This window comes from Wenyingzhuangia gilva (assembly GCF_030519655.1).
Lineage (GTDB): Bacteria > Bacteroidota > Bacteroidia > Flavobacteriales > Flavobacteriaceae > Wenyingzhuangia > Wenyingzhuangia gilva.
The window spans coordinates 292,571-308,814 of the sequence record NZ_JAUMIT010000002.1; the positions used below are offsets into that span (position 1 = coordinate 292,571).

The following is a 16,244-nucleotide window of genomic DNA, read 5'->3' on the forward strand; positions in this document are numbered from 1 at the left end:
TAGATGTCAAGAATAACTAAAACAAGGTTTGAAATCAAATCAAAAAAAGTTACTTTTGTGTATGCAACAAAAAGTACTTATTTTAGATTTCGGATCTCAAGTTACGCAGCTGATAGCTCGTCGAGTGAGAGAATTGAACATTTATTGTGAAATTCACCCATACAACAGCGAAAAATACAATTTTGCTGATTATAAAGCAGTTATTTTATCGGGTTCTCCACACTCTGTTAGAGGTGAGAATGCTCCTAAAATTGACTTATCAGAAGTAAAAGGTAAAAAACCATTACTAGGGATTTGTTATGGAGCTCAATACTTAGCGCACTTTTTTGGTGGTGAAGTAGGAGCATCAAGCACAAGAGAATATGGTAGAGCCAACTTATCTTTCTTAGATCATACCAATCCTTTATTTGATGAAATTAAAGAAGGAAGTCAAGTTTGGATGAGTCACTCTGATACTATTTTAAGTTTACCTGATAACTATGAATGTATTGCAAGCACACCAGATGTAAGGAATGCAGCATATCATATAAAAGGAGAAGACACTTATGCAATCCAATTCCATCCAGAAGTATATCACTCTACAGATGGAACTAAATTACTAGAAAACTTTTTAGTGAAAATTGCAGGAGTTGCTCAAGAATGGACACCAGATAATTTTGTTGATACTACGGTTCAAGAAATTAAGGACAAAGTAGGAAACGATAAAGTAGTTTTAGGATTGTCTGGAGGAGTAGATTCTACGGTTGCAGCTGTTTTATTAAACAAAGCGATTGGTGATAACTTATACTGCATTTTTGTAAATAACGGTTTGTTACGTAAAAATGAGTTCGAGGGCGTATTAAAGCAATATGAAGGAATGGGCTTAAACGTAAAAGGAGTAGATGCTTCTGAAAGATTCTTAAAAGAATTGGCAGGTTTGTCTGATCCCGAATTAAAACGTAAAGCGATTGGAAAAGCATTTATTGATGTTTTTGATCAAGAAGCTCATTTAATAGAAGATGTAAAATGGTTGGCACAAGGAACGATTTATCCTGATGTGATTGAATCTGTTTCTGCAGATGGAGGGCCGTCAGCAACCATAAAATCTCATCACAATGTAGGAGGTTTACCAGACTTTATGAAATTAAAGATTGTAGAGCCTTTACGTATGATTTTTAAAGATGAAGTTCGTAGAGCAGGAAAATCTATGGGAATTGATCCTGAATTGTTAGGACGTCATCCTTTTCCAGGACCAGGATTAGCGATTAGAATTTTAGGAGATATTACAGCAGAAAAAGTAACGATGTTACAAGAGGTTGATGCGATTTTTATCAACGGATTAAAAGAACATGGATTGTATGACTCAGTTTGGCAGGCCGGAGCTATTTTGCTTCCTGTACAATCTGTAGGAGTTATGGGAGATGAACGTACATATGAAAAAGCAGTTGCTTTGCGTGCAGTAGAATCTACAGATGGTATGACAGCTGACTGGGTAGATTTACCATATAAATTTTTACAAGAAATCTCTAATAAAATTATCAATAATGTTAAAGGAGTAAACAGAGTTGTTTATGATATTAGCTCTAAACCACCAGCAACAATTGAGTGGGAATAATTTTAATAAATGATGATACAAAACGCCAAATAACTTATGTTGTTTGGCGTTTCTTTTTTAAGTAAACTGATTTGAGCAAATCATTACCTTATATGAATTACACATAATTGGTATAATATATGTAATATTGCCATTAGAAAAAGAACCTTATAAATTATGCGAATATTTAAAATTTTCAGCTTTTTTTTAATCATGATGAGTGCTTCTGTGTTTGCACAAACCATAAAAGAATACAAAACAGAAAAAGGGGAGTCTTTAAGAGATGTAGCTAAAAAATTTGATATCAGTTACAAAGATTTGATGAAAGCAAATCCTGAAATCTCTAGGTGGCCAAAATCTAACACTTTAATAAAAATTCCTACCCAAGCTCCAAAGCTTGATAAAAAAATAAAAAGACCTAAAGATCGTAGGCCAGATGATAAGAAAGACTTAGTAAATGCATCTTCTAAAGATTCTATGGTAATACACATTGTAGAGCCAAAAGAAACATTATATAGTCTTTCTAAGTTGTATGATGTAGAAATGATTACCCTAATTAAAGACAATCCGGTTTTGACTTTTGATGGTTTAAAAATTGGACAAGAATTAAAGGTTCCATACAAAGCACCAAAAATTTTAGAAGCATCAAAAAATCACATTGTAAAAGGACAGGAAACGTGGTATGGAATTTCTAAGTTATACCATGTAACTATTGAAGATTTAAAAGTTGCCAATCCAAAAATTGCTATTGATGGTTTAAAAGTAGGTTCTGTTTTGGAGATTCCTGAGTCTAACGATCCAGCTGCTCAAAAGCAGATAAGTGAAAATCTAGATAAAAACTCGCATGTAATTGCAAAAGGAGAGACTTTGTACAGTGTTTCTAAATCATATGGAATTAGCGTAAAAGAGCTTTTAGCGGTGAACGATACTGTTGTAGTAGATAGTTTGGTGATTGGAACCGTATTGAAATTACCAAAAAAAGTAATAGAAAGTGTGGCGGTAAGTACGGCTTCTCCATTCTATAAGCAAACACCTGTTTTTTATAAATACTACAACCAAAAAGATACTTTGTCAGTAGTTTTAGAGAAATATAAAATGTCTTTAGATTCTTTAAAATCTTTAAATCCAACATATAAAAATATAGTAGACAATGGAGGGAAATTGTTAATGGGGTTTAAAAAAACACATCAGCTGTTTGGGAATAAAGAATGGTTTAAAGATTCTATTGTAACAAACAAGCGAGTAAAAGCGATGGTAATGCTTCCTTTTGATTTTAAGAAAAATGATTCTTTATCGAAAGAAGAATTGTTTTCAAATCCAAATGGATTGCCAACTTATGTTTCTGATTTTTATTTAGGAGTAGAAATCGCCATTGATTCTTTAAAAAAACAAGGAGTTCAGGTTGAATTAAATGTTGTTGATACAGAAAAATCTGTGGATTCTATTTATAAAAATATAGCAAAGTTTAAAGCAATGGAACCAGATGTAATTATAGGGCCATTGTATAGTTCTAACGCAATGTATGTAGCAACTCAATTTACAAGCACTCCAGTATATTATCCTATTTATTCTAAAAAGCAATCTACTTTTATGAATAATAATTTGATTAAAACTTCTTCTGAAAAAAGTTTGTTTGAAAAAGAAATTTTAGCTTTTATCAAAGAAAATAGAAAAGGAGAACATTTGTTAATTGTAGGATTGAATGCAAAAAGAAACGATTTATTAAGATTGAAAAATCAATTATCAAAAAAAGATAGTGTAGGAAATGTTTTAACAGATGATGTTTCTATTTTAACCTTAGCTAATGGTTATATTTCTAAAGCAGAATTTTTAAGTAAAATTAAATTAGACAAACCTAACTGGATTTTAATTGCAGACACAGACAACGTAGTAACTTCAGATGTTTTTAACAATGTGATGAGTTTACCAAAGGAAAATAAAAGTAAAACTCCTGTGAGGATTTTGTCTTTTGAAAAATCAGATTACATCAACAAGTTAGCTTATGAATCTTTGTATAAGTATCATTATACATATGCTACAGACGAAGTTGAGTACAGAGAAATTGAAAATAAATCTTTTGAACAATCGTATGTAAGAAAAAACAATCAGTATCCAAGTTACCATGCAACTCGTGGTTTTGATGTAACGTATGATGCTATTCTACGTGTTTTAAAAACTAAAACAGGAGGGAAAAATTTATTTGCACCTTCTTATAGAACCAAAACGGCTTTTGTTTATAAAAAGGGAGGCGTTCCAACCAAAACAAATCAGGCTGTGTTTGTAAATGCCATAGAAAACACAAAGAAGGATGGATTAAAAATAGTAAGATTAAGATAGTTTAGAAGCTATTTTTTCAATCGTAATATCAAAAGGAGTGTAGGTAAAATCTACACTCTTTTTTATTTTACTACCCTCGTAAAATCTTTTTTTCTGTGAAGCTTTTACACTATACTTATTTAGCCCTATTTGTAAGTTTCCAAAACTAATTATTGAAAAGAAACTATTAATTCTCCAGATAATTTCGGATACGCTTTTTCCTATTTTGTATTTTGGAGGCTTTACACCAAGCTTGTTGGCAATTAAAGTAAAAAGATCTTTAAAGCTATAGTTGTCATTTACCAACACAAAACGTTCGTTTTTAATATTGCTATCCATCAAAGCAATCATAGCATTTGTAACATCATTTACATCAACCACTCCTGTAACTCCTGTAGTATAAAACGGGAATCCTTTTTTGATTTTATGAAATAGTTTTCCAGTGTTTACATTCCAAGCTCCAAAACCAAAAATCACTCCTGGATTTACAATCACCACTTCTAAATCTTCCTGAGAACCTCTCCATACTTCCATTTCACCTCCAAATTTAGATAAACTATAATCACTATGATCTCCTTCTGGGTTCCATTCAGAATCTTCATCCATTATAGTAAATCCAGGTTTTTTAGAAAGTGTCGCAATAGAACTAACGTAACATAATTTTTTAATGTTGTTAGCAATGCAAAAATTCACAATATTTGCTGTTCCTTCTATGTTTACTTTTCTTAGTTTTTCACTGTCTTTAGGAGAAAAAGAAACCATGGCTGCAGCATGATAAACATGTGTAATGTCTTTAAAAGCAATTGTTAAAGCAGGAATATCGGTAATATCGGCTTGTCTCCAAATAATTTTATTAAAATTGTTTGAATCTCCATACAAATCAAAAATTTCTTTGGTGGTTTCTTGTGTTTTTGCATTTCTATACAATGCAACTACTTGCGAGTTTACTTTACACAATTTATAAAGTAAGTGAGCACCTACCAAGCCTGTTCCTCCTGTTACTAAAATCATAGTTCGAAATTAATCAATTTTAGGAAATATTAATTGTTAATTTTGTTTTTCAAAGTTTAGAAGATGAATAAAAATGAATTAAGGAAAAAGTATAAATCCTTAAGGAGCGAATTGAGTAAAGAAGAGGTTGAGTTAAAAAGTATTGGAGTTGCCAATCAATTATTAAAAATTGACGTTTGGAATAAAACGTATTATCATCTTTTTTTATCTATTGAAGAACAAAAAGAAATTGATACAGAACAAATTTTACATATTCTGTTTGCTAGAAATAAAGAGGTTGTGGTATCAAAATCAAACTTTAAAAATAATACTTTATCTCATTTTTTATTGACAGAAAATACGAAGTTAGAAGTAAATAAATATGGAATTCCTGAACCGATGAATGGACTACCTGTTCCAGAAAACATGATTGAGGTCGTTTTTATTCCTTTGTTGGCTTTTGATAAGAAAGGGAATAGAGTAGGGTATGGAAAAGGGTTTTATGATGATTTCTTATCAAAATGTACCCCTGAAACCCTTAAAATAGGATTGTCTTTTTTTGAGGCTGAACAAGAAATAGAAGATGTTTACGAAGGAGATTTTCCATTAGATTATTGTGTCACTCCAAATAAAATTTATCATTTTAATGAATAGTTTAATAGATAATACTATTGCTTTTGTAAAAGAACAATTACATAATGCAGAAGGTGGACATGATTGGTTCCATATAGAAAGAGTCTATAAAAATTCATTGTTGATTGCCAAAACCGAGGATTGCAATTTGCAGATTGTTTCTTTAGGAGCTTTGTTGCATGATATTGCAGATGCTAAATTTAATGATGGAGATGAAACCATAGGGCCTAAAGTAGCAAGAGATTTTTTAAAATCACAACAAGTAGAGGAATTTGTTATTGAACATGTTATTAAAATTATTGAGAATATTTCTTTTAAAGGTGGTAAAGAAAGGCAAAATTTTTCATCTAAAGAGTTAGAGGTTGTTCAAGATGCTGATAGGTTAGATGCTATTGGAGCGATTGGAATTGCCAGAGCTTTTAATTATGGTGGTTTTAAAAATAGAGGAATGTATGATCCTGAAATAAAACCCAATTTAAATATGACGAAAGAGGAATATAAAAATAGTAAGGCTCCCACCATCAATCATTTCTATGAAAAATTACTATTGTTAAAAGATAGAATGAATACCGAAACCGGAAAATCTATTGCCAAAGAAAGGCATCAGTTTATGGAAATTTTTTTAAAACAATTTTATGATGAATTTAATGGAGTTTTGTAATTCGTTAATCATAAATACGACAGATATTAAGAGTTAAGTAAAATTAACTCTTTCTTTTTCATAGCAATTTCCTCGTTATATAATTTATTTATATAACGGGGTTTTTATTTTTCCGCTAACAATAGCTGAATGTCTTTGGTTAATTGTTCAATTTCTTTAAGATCGGTGCCATCGTAAAAACCTCTAATTCTTTTTTTTGTATCAATTAATACAAATTGTTCTGTATGTATAAAATCTTGAGTTCCACCATCTCCTTCATCTAACACAGCAAAATAACTTTTTCTAGCCAAGTTGTAAATCATTTTTTTACTTCCAGTGGTAATATGCCATTTTCCTGAAATCGCTCCATGCTCAGTTGCATAGGTTTTTAATACAGGAACGCTATCCATCACAGGGGTTACAGAATGTGATAAAAATTTAATTTTAGGATTGTTTTTAAAAGTTTCTTGTAATGTTGACATGTTGTCAGTCATGATAGGGCAAATGGTTCCGCAACGAGTAAAGAAAAAATCAGCCACATAAATTTTATCTTTAAAGTCTGCTTCCGTTATGGTTTTTCCGTCCTGATCTATCAATGTAAACGAAGCAATGGTATGATTTTTAGAAATGTTTAACATACTGTCATCAACCAATTTGGGATTTACATCTGTAGGGTTGTATATTGGCAAAGATTTTGACTTGTTGTTGAGGTGATAAAGAGATGCTATAATAATAATCGACAATACACTCATAGCAATGATGGTGTATTTAGATTTGGCAAAAAAATGTTGATTCATGATGAAATTTTTATCAAAGTTACAAAGCATTTAAGAAACTTTACACAAAAAATATGAACACATAATTAAAGTTGTACATTTGTTCGACTTAAAAAAGAATTACATTAATACATGGAGAATTTAATTATTGCAGGACAGTTTATTTTAAGCCTATCACTTTTAATAGTGTTACACGAATTGGGGCATTTTATTCCTGCAAAACTGTTTAAAACCAAAGTAGAAAAGTTTTATTTATTTTTTGATTACAAGTTTTCTCTGTTTAAGAAAAAGATAGGAGATACAGTTTATGGAATTGGTTGGATTCCTTTAGGAGGTTACGTAAAAATCTCAGGTATGATTGACGAAAGTATGGATACCGAGCAAATGAAACAACCAGCACAACCATGGGAATTTCGTTCTAAACCAGCATGGCAACGTTTAATTATTATGTTAGGTGGGGTGATTGTAAACTTTGTGTTAGGATTGCTTATTTACATTATGATTTTCTCTGTTTGGGGACAAGAAGTGGTAGGGCCAAAAGATATTAAAAATGGTTTTTCGGTAAGTCAAACCATGAAAAAATACGGATTTAAAGATGGAGATACTTTCTTGAAAGTAGATGGAAAACCTGTTGAAAACGTATTAGATGTAAACAAACAATTGTTTTTAAGAGATGTTAGAACCATTGAGGTTTTACATGCCGATGGAACTACAGAGAATTTAAGTATTCCAGAAAACATAGGAAAAGAAATGTGGCAGTTGAATGATTTAAAACCATTTACGCCTCGTTTTGCAGCAGTTATAGATTCAGTAATTGCTGGTCAACCGGCATCACAATCTGGATTTATGAAACATGATAGAATTGTATCTGTAAATGGAAAGAAATCTGTTTATTGGGGAGATTTTACTTCTAAAATTCAAGAATCAAAAGGAGAGCCTATTGTTGTTGAAGTAGATAGAAATGGAGCTTTGATTACTTTAACGGTAACTCCAGATGAGAATAAAAAAATAGGAGTGGCCCCAGCATTTAATCCAGGAGAAAACTTTACAGTACAGCATCAAACTTATGGTTTAAGTGAAAGTATCAATAAAGGAGCTTCAGCTGCTTATTGGACATTGAAAGATTATATGGCTCAGTTTAAATATGTGTTTACTAAAAAAGGAGCAACTAGCATGGGTGGGTTTATTTCTATCGCTAAAATATTTAAGCCTGTTTGGGATTGGCAAGTATTTTGGGCAAACACAGCATTTTTATCAATCATGTTGGGATTCATGAACTTGTTACCAATTCCCGCTTTAGATGGTGGACACGTGGTGTTTACTTTATATGAAATGATTACAGGAAGAAAGCCAGGTGATAAATTTTTAGAGTATGCTCAAATCACAGGTTTTGTATTATTACTTTCTTTATTGGCTTTTGCCAATGGAAATGATATCTATAAATTAGTATTAGGATTTCTATCTTAAAAAAATAATATTATTTAAAGTAAAGGTGTTCTTATTCTCTAAGAACACCTTTACTTTTATGTAAAAAAGTGTATTTTACAAGGGATTAAAATAAATTAAATATGATTGAATTAGCAGGGATTATTATTTTAGGAATTTTAGCACAATGGTTGGCATGGAAGCTTAAATTACCCGCTATTTTACCCTTAATATTGGTGGGATTGGTTGTAGGGCCTGTTTCTACATTAATAACCCCAGATGGTTCTAAATGGATTGAACCTGTTTGGAATGGTACCAAAGGACTTTTTGCAGGAGAGAGTTTGTTTTATTTCGTATCCTTAGCCATTAGTATTATTCTTTTTGAAGGTGGTTTAACGCTTAAAAAGAAAGAAGTCTTTAATGTTGGACCTGCCATTGTTAAGTTAATTACCATTGGTACAACCATCACTTTTTTTGGAGCAGGGGTAGCGGTGCATTATTTATTTGATTTAAGTTGGGCAATTTCTTTTTTGTTTTCATCATTAATCATTGTAACAGGACCTACCGTAATTACACCTATTCTTAGAAATATTAGATTAAAAAGAGATGTGGCTGCTATTTTAAAATGGGAAGGGATTTTAATAGATCCAGTCGGAGCTTTGGTAGCTGTTTTGGTGTTTGAGTTTATCAGTATTGAACAAACACATGAATTTACCAAAACTGCTATTATGGAGTTCGGAAAAATCATACTATTTGGAACCACTTTTGGATTTACTTTTGCTCATGGATTTAATTTCACTTTGAAAAGAAATTGGGTGCCTAAATATTTGTTAAATGTATTTACACTTGCTTATGTATTAGGTGTTTTTGTATTGTCAGATTCTTTTGCTCATGAATCAGGATTGTTATCAGTAGTGGTGATGGGAATGGTGTTGGGAAATATTGATTTGCCAAATTTGAAAGAAATTCTTCACTTTAAAGAATCATTAAGTGTTTTGTTAATTTCAATTCTTTTTATTTTGTTGTCAGCAAATATGAATATCAGTGATATTTATTTGGTGAATAATTGGCAAACATTGGCTCTTTTCGGAATTATTATTTTTATAGTTCGTCCTTTAGGAGTGTTTTTAAGCACCCGTAATTCTGGATTAAAATTCAGAGAAAAAGTATTTGTTAGTTGGGTGGGACCTAGAGGGATTGTAGCAGCTGGTATTGCCTCTTTATTTGGTTTAAAACTGGTTGCCCAAGGAGAACCAGGAGCAGAATATATTACACCATTGGTTTTTGTAATTGTGTTAGGTACAGTCTTGTTAAATGCCACTACAGCTAGAATGGTAGCCAGACTTTTAGGAGTTTTCTTACGTTCTTCAAAGGGAATTTTAATTGTAGGAGCTTCAGAAGTTTCTAGAGTGATTGCTAAATATTTAGAAGAAAAAAACAGGTATGTTGTGTTGATTGATAATAACGCTGAAAATATTGGTATTGCTCAAAAAATGGGATTAAATGCCGAAGTCTTTGATGTTTTTACAGATGAGGTAACTGATAATATTGAATTTTCTGACATAGGATATTTACTAGCTTTAACCGCTAGTAAAAAAGTAAATAAACATGCTATTAGTAGTTTTAAGAAAACCATTGATAAAGCTTCTTCATTCAGGTTTGTGTCTGAGATGGAACTAAATTCTGGTAAAATTGATTCAGGAAGTAATTTTTTATCTACCAAAGATGACTTTTTAAAGTTTAGTGAATTGATCAGAGAATACCCTCAAGTTAATGAGATTGATATTAAATCTCAAGAAGATTTTATAGAGAAAAATCAGCAGTTAACAGAAAAAAACAATACCATTCCGTTGTTTGTAGCAGATGAAAATGGAGAATTATATGTCATTGCATCAGCTAATAAATCTTTTAAAATAGGTAAAGATTTTAAATTAGTGTATGTTGGGGAGCCATTGTCTGATGCAGAGGAAGTTATAAAAGAATAGATTTTTAAAATAAGTTTATTTAGAGAAGATAATAATTGTATATTTGCACTCTCAAAAATTAATAACGTAGGTCGTGAACCTGCACAATTTTAAATTATGTCAGTAAAAATTAGATTACAAAGACACGGTAAAAAAGGAAAACCTTTTTACTACGTAGTAGCAGCAGATGCTCGTGCAAAAAGAGATGGTAAATTCTTAGAAAAATTAGGAACTTACAATCCAAATGCCAATCCAGCAATCATTGAATTAGATGTTGATGCATCTGTAAAATGGTTAAACAATGGAGCGCAACCAACTGATACTGCAAGAACAATTTTATCTACCAAAGGAGTTCTATTAAAAAAACATTTACAAGGTGGAGTTACTAAAGGAGCTTTAACTGAAGCGCAAGCTGAAGCTAAATTTCAAGCATGGGTAGAGGCTAAAGAAGCGGCTATTCAAGCTAAAAAAGATGGTTTAACTCAGGCACAAGCTGAGGAAAGAGCTAAAGCTTTAGAGGCAGAAAAAGCTGTAAATGCTGCTCGTATTGCTGCTGTAAAAGAAGCTGAAGCTGCATTAATCGCTGAAGCACAAGCTGCTGAAGCTACTGCAACTGAAGGTGAGGCTGCAACAGAAGAAGCTACAGAAGAAACTGCTGAGTAATTTCTATTAAACGATTGATATGCGTAAAGAAGATTGTTTTTATTTAGGCAAAATCGTTAGAAAACATAGCTTTAAAGGGGAGGTGGTTATTAAGTTAGACACTGATGAACCTGAACTGTATGAAAATTTGGAATCTGTCTTTGTCGAACACGGCAAAGACTTGATTCCTTTTTTTATTGAAGAAAGATTGCTTCAAAAAGGAAATCAATTACGTGTGCGTTTTGAAACAGTAGATACTGAACAAGATGCAGATGCTATTATGAATTCGGGGATTTATTTACCTCTTTCATTTTTACCTAAATTAACAGGTAATAAATTTTATTTTCATGAAATTATCAACTTTACAGCTGTGGATGTAGAGTATGGTGAGTTTGGAGTTATTAATGGTGTCAATGATACGACTGCTCAACCACTATTTGAAATCATGAATAATGGAATAGAGATTTTGATCCCAATGATTGATGAATTCATCAAAGAAATTGATCGTAAAGGTAAGCGTGTTGTTTTACAAACACCTCCTGGATTGATAGACATGTATTTGTCATAATTCTACTTATTTATTAGAAACATTTGTACTTTTAGGCTTTCTAAAGTTTACAATGTTTCAATTCAAACAATTTTCTATTTCTCAAGACAAATCAGCCATGAAAGTGGGGACTGATGGTGTTTTGTTAGGAGCTTGGGCACCAATTACAAAAGCAAATCATATTTTGGATATTGGAACCGGAACAGGTTTAATTGCTTTAATGTTGGCACAAAGAAATGAAATAGCAAAGATTGATGCAGTAGAAATTGCAGAAAATGCTTTTACAGAGGCTCAATTAAATTTTAGCAATGCTCCTTGGTCAAATAGATTAAAGGTGTTTAACAGTAGTCTACAAAGCTTTAAAAGCGATGTTCAGTACGACTTAATTGTCTCGAATCCACCTTATTTTACGGATACTTATCAAAATGAAGATGCTGAAAGAACTTTGGCAAGACATGTTGATAATTTGTCTTTTCAGGATTTGTTGTTTTATACCGCATCATTGTTAACAGAAAAAGGTACTTGTGCGTTTATTATTCCTTTTAGTGAAGAAAGTAATTTTATCAATTTAGCTAAAGATCAAAATTTGTATATACACAAAATAACAAGAGTAAAAGGTAGGGCAGACGTACCCGTAAAAAGGAGTTTGCTTTATTTTGCCAAAGAGCATAAAGATTGTACAAAAAATGAACTTGTGATAGAATTAGACAGACATGTTTATACCTCAGACTATATTAATTTAACCCAGTCTTTTTATTTAAAAATGTAATTTATGAAAAAATACATAGCCATCGCTAGTTTTAGTGGTGCATTAGCGGTCATGTTAGGTGCTTTTGGAGCACATGCTTTAAAAAAGATATTATCAGTAAGTGAATTGAATAGTTTTGAAACTGGTGTTAGGTATCAAATGATTCATAGTTTATTATTGTTGATAGTGATGTTGATTCCGATGATTACAGAGCATCAAAAGAAAAGAATAGCCAAATTTTTGATATTTGGAGTTGTATGTTTTTCAGGTTCTATTTATTTACTAACCTTGGGAGTAGTGCCTTCAAAATACATATGGTTTGTAACTCCTTTGGGAGGTTTACTCTTGCTAGCTTCTTGGATAATGATTGGAATAGATGTCTTAAAACAAAAAACTACTTTATAATTAAATAAAGTAGTTTTTTGTTTTTACAGATATTTCTGTTGTTCGTATTCTCTGGTTTTTTTAATTGTAAAATCTTCTTGCTTCTTTTTAATGTCTTCTATCTTTTTCTCGAGAATTTCTTGTTGTAGCTTTTTTATTTTTTCGATGCTTTTGTCAATAGAATCGTTTTTGACTTTTGTGGTTAAATCAATTTTTTGATTGATTTCTTTTATGAATTTCTCTTTATCAACTAATGATTTTATACCAATACTATCTTTTAATTTTTTCTCTAATTTTATTAAAGCATAACTAAATAAAAAATTGTTAGTTTTTTTGATAGAATCTATTTTAGTGTTTAATTCTTTTTTCTGAGTTTCTTTAAAAAGGGCAATATTCTTCTCGATTACTTTTTCTTGAGCCTTTTTTAAAGAATCTACTTTTTTCTCATAAATATCATCTCTTACTTTTTTTAACGCTTCTAGTTTTTCATCTATAGATTTTTTAACCAATTTTAAAATTTCTTCATTTTGACTGATATCAGCTGTGTAATATCTTAAACTTTCGTTAAAAGTAACAGAGTCTGTTCCTTGGTCTTTGTAAACAAAACTAAGGTAGTTTATATTCCTTTCATTGTTAATGTTTTTAACACTTTGAGCGTTTCTAGCAATATAACTTTCTGTAAGTATTTTAACCATTTTATCTTTAGGGATAAGATTTTCTGGTTTTTTAAGAATGGTATTACTATTGCAAGCTGTTAAAATGCAAACAGTCAATGTGTAAAAAAATAATTTCATCATTATCTATTAAATGTAATTCTTTTTCCTTTGATGTCGTCGTTAAAAACTCCGTTGTCATAAATAAGGTTTCCGTTTACAAAAGTGTGGGTAATGGTGTTGTTAAATGTTTTTCCTTCAAAAGGACTCCATCCGCATTTGTAAAGAATATTGTCTTTGTTTACCGTCCATCTTTTTTCAGGATCAACCAAAACCAAATCTGCGTAATAACCCTCTTTTACAAAACCTCTTTTTTCAATTTCGAAAAGAATAGCTGGATTATGACACATTTTTTCTACCACTTTTTCTAAAGTAATTTTACCTTCATCAACATAGTTTAACATGGCTGGTAATGCGTGTTGTACTAATGGTCCACCACTTGGTGCCTTGGTGTAAACTTGTTGTTTTTCTTCTAAAGTATGTGGAGCATGGTCTGTAGCAATCACATCAATTCTATCATCTAACAAAGCTCTCCATAAAGCTCCTTGGTCGTTTTTGGTTTTTACAGCAGGATTCCATTTAATAAAAGTTCCTTTTTTAGCGTAATCATCACTATTAAAGCTTAGGTGATGTACACAAACTTCAGCAGTAATTTTCTTTTCTTTTAAAGGAATATCATTTCTAAATAATTCTGTTTCTATCGCAGTTGATAAGTGAAAGATATGTAATCTAGCTCCTGTTTTTTCGGCTAATTTTATGGCTTTTGAAGAAGATAAGTAACAAGCCTCTGCACTTCTGATAATAGGATGTTGAGCCATAGGAATATCTTCTCCAAACTCCTCTAAAGCTTTTTGAAAATTATCTTTAATGGTTTGTTCATCTTCACAATGAACAGAAATCAACATTTTGGTTGATGAAAATATTTTCTCTAAAACCTCAGGATTATCTACCAACATATTTCCTGTAGAAGAACCTAAGAATAATTTAATTCCTGCAACTTTTTTAGGATCTGTTTTTAACAATTCCTCTAAATTATCGTTGGTTCCACCAAACATAAAAGAATAGTTAGCATAAGATGTTTTTGAAGCAGTTTCAAATTTATCTTCTAATAATTCTTGAGTAGTTGCTTGTGGAACAGTATTTGGCATTTCTATAAAAGTGGTAATTCCACCTGCTACTGCAGCTCTACTTTCGGTAGCAATATTTGCTTTATGAGTAAGTCCTGGTTCTCTAAAATGAACTTGATCATCTATAGCTCCTGGCAGTAAATATTTTCCTTTGGCTTTAATTACCAAAGCACTTTTAGGCACTTTAATTTCTTTAGCGATGGTTTTAATGATGTCGTTTTCAATCAACACATCACGTTTAAATATTTTCCCTTCGTTAATAATTTTTGCCCCCTTAATTACTGTACAACCCATAATTTATTTTTTTGTCAATCCTTTAAATTTCATTCTAATCACTCCAAAAATAGCTTCACTAATAATAGAGCCGTCTAATTTTGAAGTTCCTTTTGTCCTATCTGTAAAAATAATAGGAACTTCTTTTATTTTAAATTTATGCAGCCATGCTTTAAATTTCATTTCTATTTGAAAAGCATATCCTGTAAACCTTATTTTACTAAAATCAATGGTTTCTAGCACTTTTCTTCTATAACAAATAAAACCAGCAGTGGTGTCAAATACTGGAATTCCTGTTACAAACTTTACATATTTAGAGGCAAAGTAAGATAACATCAATCTTTTAAAATCCCAATTGATGACATTAATTTTATTATTTATATATCTAGAACCAATGGCAATATCGTTTTCTCCTTCTTCACAAGCATTAATTAGTCTTTGTAAATCTTTAGGATTGTGAGAAAAATCAGCATCCATTTCTAAAACATATTCATAATCTCTTTGAATGGCCCATTTAAATCCGTGAATGTAAGCTTTCCCTAATCCACGGTTGTTTGTTCTAATTTCTAGGTGTAAATTAGCATGTGTTTTTTGTAGATTTTTAATGATGTTAATGGTTCCATCGGTAGAATTATCATCTACTACTAAAATATGGTAATTAGGATCAATATCAAATACTGCTTTTATAATGGCGTTGATGTTTTCAACTTCATTAAGAGTAGGAATGATAATTAATGCCTGATTCATGCTTAAAATTTGTTTTGCCAAATTTACGTTTTTTTATTCCTAATTTTGTAGCAACATTCATTCCATATTTTAAGTAAATTACATGCTGTTAGAACTCGTAGATAATTCATATTATAACAAGCTAAGTTTGGTGTTGTTTACACCTTTATTTATGGTGTTTTTAATGTGCATGGTAGATTTAACCAGAACAAAACTTCTTTTTAAGAGTCTGTTTTCTAATCCATATTTTTATAAATATCCACATGATTCTGTAAGTACACTTTCGTTATATCAGGTATTGGTGTTTTTGTACCTATCTGTTGTTTTTGCCCTTTTTTTGATGGTCTTGTTGTATGATAATGAATTTATTTATCAACATTTTTTTGAGGCCTTTATACATTGTATGTATTTAAGTACAGGTTATTTTTTTGTAAAGTATTTAGTGTCAGAGTTTTTATACAATTTATCTAACAAAAAAACATACTTTAAACAAACTTTTATGCTGGAAACCAGCTACTTAGTGGTTTGGTTATTGATGGTTTTTTTGCTTTTATGTTACGTTTTTTTACATTTAAACAGCTTTGATATTTCTCGAAATTACCTCTTAATAATCGCTCTAATAGCTTACTTTATTAGGTTTATAATCATTATTTCAAATAATAAAAACTTGCTCTCAGGCAAGATTTTGTATATTATTTTGTATCTTTGCACGCTAGAAATAGTGCCGTTTATTTATTTATTCAAAAGCTATACAGAGTAAGAAAAAG

General features: G+C 30.9%; 16 protein-coding genes. 11 read left to right on the forward strand and 5 right to left on the reverse strand.

Annotated elements, in window-relative coordinates; all coding sequences use genetic code 11:
* Positions 1 to 61 precede the first annotated feature (61 nt).
* Together guaA and QVZ41_RS06350 are read left to right on the forward strand one after the other, a co-directional pair.
* Positions 62 to 1,594 carry a glutamine-hydrolyzing GMP synthase gene (gene guaA, locus QVZ41_RS06345; RefSeq protein ID WP_302883709.1) on the forward strand — a complete coding sequence of 511 codons (1,533 nt, stop codon included), beginning with the start codon at positions 62 to 64 and terminating at the stop codon, positions 1,592 to 1,594.
* A 156-nt stretch (positions 1,595 to 1,750) separates the two neighbouring features.
* A complete protein-coding gene (locus tag QVZ41_RS06350; RefSeq protein WP_302883710.1) occupies positions 1,751 to 3,910 on the forward strand; it encodes a LysM peptidoglycan-binding domain-containing protein in 2,160 nt (719 codons plus the stop codon).
* Here QVZ41_RS06350 and QVZ41_RS06355 read toward each other — a convergent pair.
* Positions 3,902 to 4,900 carry an NAD-dependent epimerase/dehydratase family protein gene (locus tag QVZ41_RS06355; protein WP_302883711.1) on the reverse strand — a complete coding sequence of 333 codons (999 nt, stop codon included), beginning with the start codon at positions 4,898 to 4,900 and terminating at the stop codon, positions 3,902 to 3,904. The two genes, QVZ41_RS06350 and QVZ41_RS06355, sit on opposite strands and share 9 nt — an antisense overlap.
* A 63-nt stretch (positions 4,901 to 4,963) precedes the next feature.
* Here QVZ41_RS06355 and QVZ41_RS06360 point away from each other — a divergent pair, with 63 nt between their 5' ends.
* Positions 4,964 to 5,533, forward strand: coding sequence for a 5-formyltetrahydrofolate cyclo-ligase (locus QVZ41_RS06360; RefSeq protein WP_302883712.1), 570 nt, complete (start codon positions 4,964 to 4,966; stop codon positions 5,531 to 5,533).
* Complete coding sequence (locus QVZ41_RS06365) at positions 5,526 to 6,173, forward strand: HD domain-containing protein (RefSeq protein ID WP_302883713.1); 648 nt, start codon at positions 5,526 to 5,528, stop codon at positions 6,171 to 6,173. Before QVZ41_RS06360 ends, QVZ41_RS06365 begins: the two co-directional genes overlap by 8 nt.
* A gap of 104 nt (positions 6,174 to 6,277) precedes the next feature.
* Here QVZ41_RS06365 and QVZ41_RS06370 read toward each other — a convergent pair whose 3' ends face one another.
* Entirely contained in the window at positions 6,278 to 6,949 is a 672-nt protein-coding gene (locus QVZ41_RS06370; RefSeq protein WP_302883714.1) for an SCO family protein, read from the reverse strand.
* 111 nt (positions 6,950 to 7,060) lie between these two features.
* Between QVZ41_RS06370 and rseP the strand changes: the two genes are divergently transcribed.
* The 6 genes from rseP to QVZ41_RS06400 all read left to right on the forward strand — a co-directional run bounded on the left by rseP (position 7,061) and on the right by QVZ41_RS06400 (position 12,659).
* On the forward strand, positions 7,061 to 8,395 hold the full coding sequence (rseP, locus tag QVZ41_RS06375; RefSeq protein WP_302883715.1) for an RIP metalloprotease RseP: 1,335 nt from the start codon (positions 7,061 to 7,063) through the stop codon (positions 8,393 to 8,395).
* A gap of 101 nt (positions 8,396 to 8,496) precedes the next feature.
* Positions 8,497 to 10,338 carry a cation:proton antiporter gene (locus QVZ41_RS06380; protein WP_302883716.1) on the forward strand — a complete coding sequence of 614 codons (1,842 nt, stop codon included), beginning with the start codon at positions 8,497 to 8,499 and terminating at the stop codon, positions 10,336 to 10,338.
* Between the two features lie 96 nt (positions 10,339 to 10,434).
* The gene (locus tag QVZ41_RS06385; RefSeq protein ID WP_302883717.1) at positions 10,435 to 10,980 is read left to right on the forward strand and encodes a 30S ribosomal protein S16; all 546 of its coding nucleotides are present in this window, start codon (positions 10,435 to 10,437) and stop codon (positions 10,978 to 10,980) included.
* 19 nt (positions 10,981 to 10,999) lie between these two features.
* Positions 11,000 to 11,527: a ribosome maturation factor RimM gene (rimM, locus tag QVZ41_RS06390; RefSeq protein WP_302883718.1), complete on the forward strand. Its 528-nt coding sequence runs from the start codon at positions 11,000 to 11,002 to the stop codon at positions 11,525 to 11,527.
* A 52-nt stretch (positions 11,528 to 11,579) separates the two neighbouring features.
* Positions 11,580 to 12,275 (forward strand): tRNA1(Val) (adenine(37)-N6)-methyltransferase, encoded by a 696-nt coding sequence (locus QVZ41_RS06395; RefSeq protein ID WP_302883719.1) that lies wholly within the window; start codon positions 11,580 to 11,582, stop codon positions 12,273 to 12,275.
* A gap of 3 nt (positions 12,276 to 12,278) precedes the next feature.
* Positions 12,279 to 12,659, forward strand: coding sequence for a DUF423 domain-containing protein (locus tag QVZ41_RS06400; protein WP_302883720.1), 381 nt, complete (start codon positions 12,279 to 12,281; stop codon positions 12,657 to 12,659).
* Between the two features lie 23 nt (positions 12,660 to 12,682).
* On the opposite strand, the gene QVZ41_RS06405 is transcribed toward QVZ41_RS06400, so the two are convergent.
* Genes QVZ41_RS06405 through QVZ41_RS06415 form a run of 3 tightly spaced genes read right to left on the reverse strand, consistent with a single transcriptional unit; the run spans position 12,683 to position 15,498 of the window.
* Complete coding sequence (locus QVZ41_RS06405) at positions 12,683 to 13,432, reverse strand: DUF4296 domain-containing protein (protein WP_302883721.1); 750 nt, start codon at positions 13,430 to 13,432, stop codon at positions 12,683 to 12,685.
* A 2-nt stretch (positions 13,433 to 13,434) separates the two neighbouring features.
* Entirely contained in the window at positions 13,435 to 14,772 is a 1,338-nt protein-coding gene (locus tag QVZ41_RS06410; protein WP_302883722.1) for a dihydroorotase, read from the reverse strand.
* Between the two features lie 3 nt (positions 14,773 to 14,775).
* Positions 14,776 to 15,498, reverse strand: coding sequence for a polyprenol monophosphomannose synthase (locus QVZ41_RS06415; protein WP_302883855.1), 723 nt, complete (start codon positions 15,496 to 15,498; stop codon positions 14,776 to 14,778).
* A gap of 151 nt (positions 15,499 to 15,649) precedes the next feature.
* Here QVZ41_RS06415 and QVZ41_RS14590 point away from each other — a divergent pair, with 151 nt between their 5' ends.
* Entirely contained in the window at positions 15,650 to 16,237 is a 588-nt protein-coding gene (locus QVZ41_RS14590; RefSeq protein WP_478221191.1) for a DUF4271 domain-containing protein, read from the forward strand.
* Positions 16,238 to 16,244: the final 7 nt, after the last annotated feature.

Excerpts from the sequence above, each read along its gene's own strand:
- rimM (WP_302883718.1), top strand. The coding sequence starts at position 11,000 with ATGCGTAAAGAAGATTGTTTTTATTTAGGCAAAATCGTTAGAAAACAT.
- QVZ41_RS06395 (WP_302883719.1), top strand. The coding sequence starts at position 11,580 with ATGTTTCAATTCAAACAATTTTCTATTTCTCAAGACAAATCAGCCATG.
- QVZ41_RS06415 (WP_302883855.1), bottom strand. The coding sequence starts at position 15,498 with ATGAATCAGGCATTAATTATCATTCCTACTCTTAATGAAGTTGAAAAC.
- QVZ41_RS06365 (WP_302883713.1), top strand. The coding sequence starts at position 5,526 with ATGAATAGTTTAATAGATAATACTATTGCTTTTGTAAAAGAACAATTA.
- QVZ41_RS06370 (WP_302883714.1), bottom strand. The coding sequence starts at position 6,949 with ATGAATCAACATTTTTTTGCCAAATCTAAATACACCATCATTGCTATG.
- QVZ41_RS06405 (WP_302883721.1), bottom strand. The coding sequence starts at position 13,432 with ATGAAATTATTTTTTTACACATTGACTGTTTGCATTTTAACAGCTTGC.
- QVZ41_RS06385 (WP_302883717.1), top strand. The coding sequence starts at position 10,435 with ATGTCAGTAAAAATTAGATTACAAAGACACGGTAAAAAAGGAAAACCT.
- QVZ41_RS06400 (WP_302883720.1), top strand. The coding sequence starts at position 12,279 with ATGAAAAAATACATAGCCATCGCTAGTTTTAGTGGTGCATTAGCGGTC.
- QVZ41_RS06410 (WP_302883722.1), bottom strand. The coding sequence starts at position 14,772 with ATGGGTTGTACAGTAATTAAGGGGGCAAAAATTATTAACGAAGGGAAA.
- QVZ41_RS14590 (WP_478221191.1), top strand. The coding sequence starts at position 15,650 with ATGGTGTTTTTAATGTGCATGGTAGATTTAACCAGAACAAAACTTCTT.
- QVZ41_RS06350 (WP_302883710.1), top strand. The coding sequence starts at position 1,751 with ATGCGAATATTTAAAATTTTCAGCTTTTTTTTAATCATGATGAGTGCT.
- guaA (WP_302883709.1), top strand. The coding sequence starts at position 62 with ATGCAACAAAAAGTACTTATTTTAGATTTCGGATCTCAAGTTACGCAG.
- QVZ41_RS06360 (WP_302883712.1), top strand. The coding sequence starts at position 4,964 with ATGAATAAAAATGAATTAAGGAAAAAGTATAAATCCTTAAGGAGCGAA.
- rseP (WP_302883715.1), top strand. The coding sequence starts at position 7,061 with ATGGAGAATTTAATTATTGCAGGACAGTTTATTTTAAGCCTATCACTT.
- QVZ41_RS06355 (WP_302883711.1), bottom strand. The coding sequence starts at position 4,900 with ATGATTTTAGTAACAGGAGGAACAGGCTTGGTAGGTGCTCACTTACTT.
- QVZ41_RS06380 (WP_302883716.1), top strand. The coding sequence starts at position 8,497 with ATGATTGAATTAGCAGGGATTATTATTTTAGGAATTTTAGCACAATGG.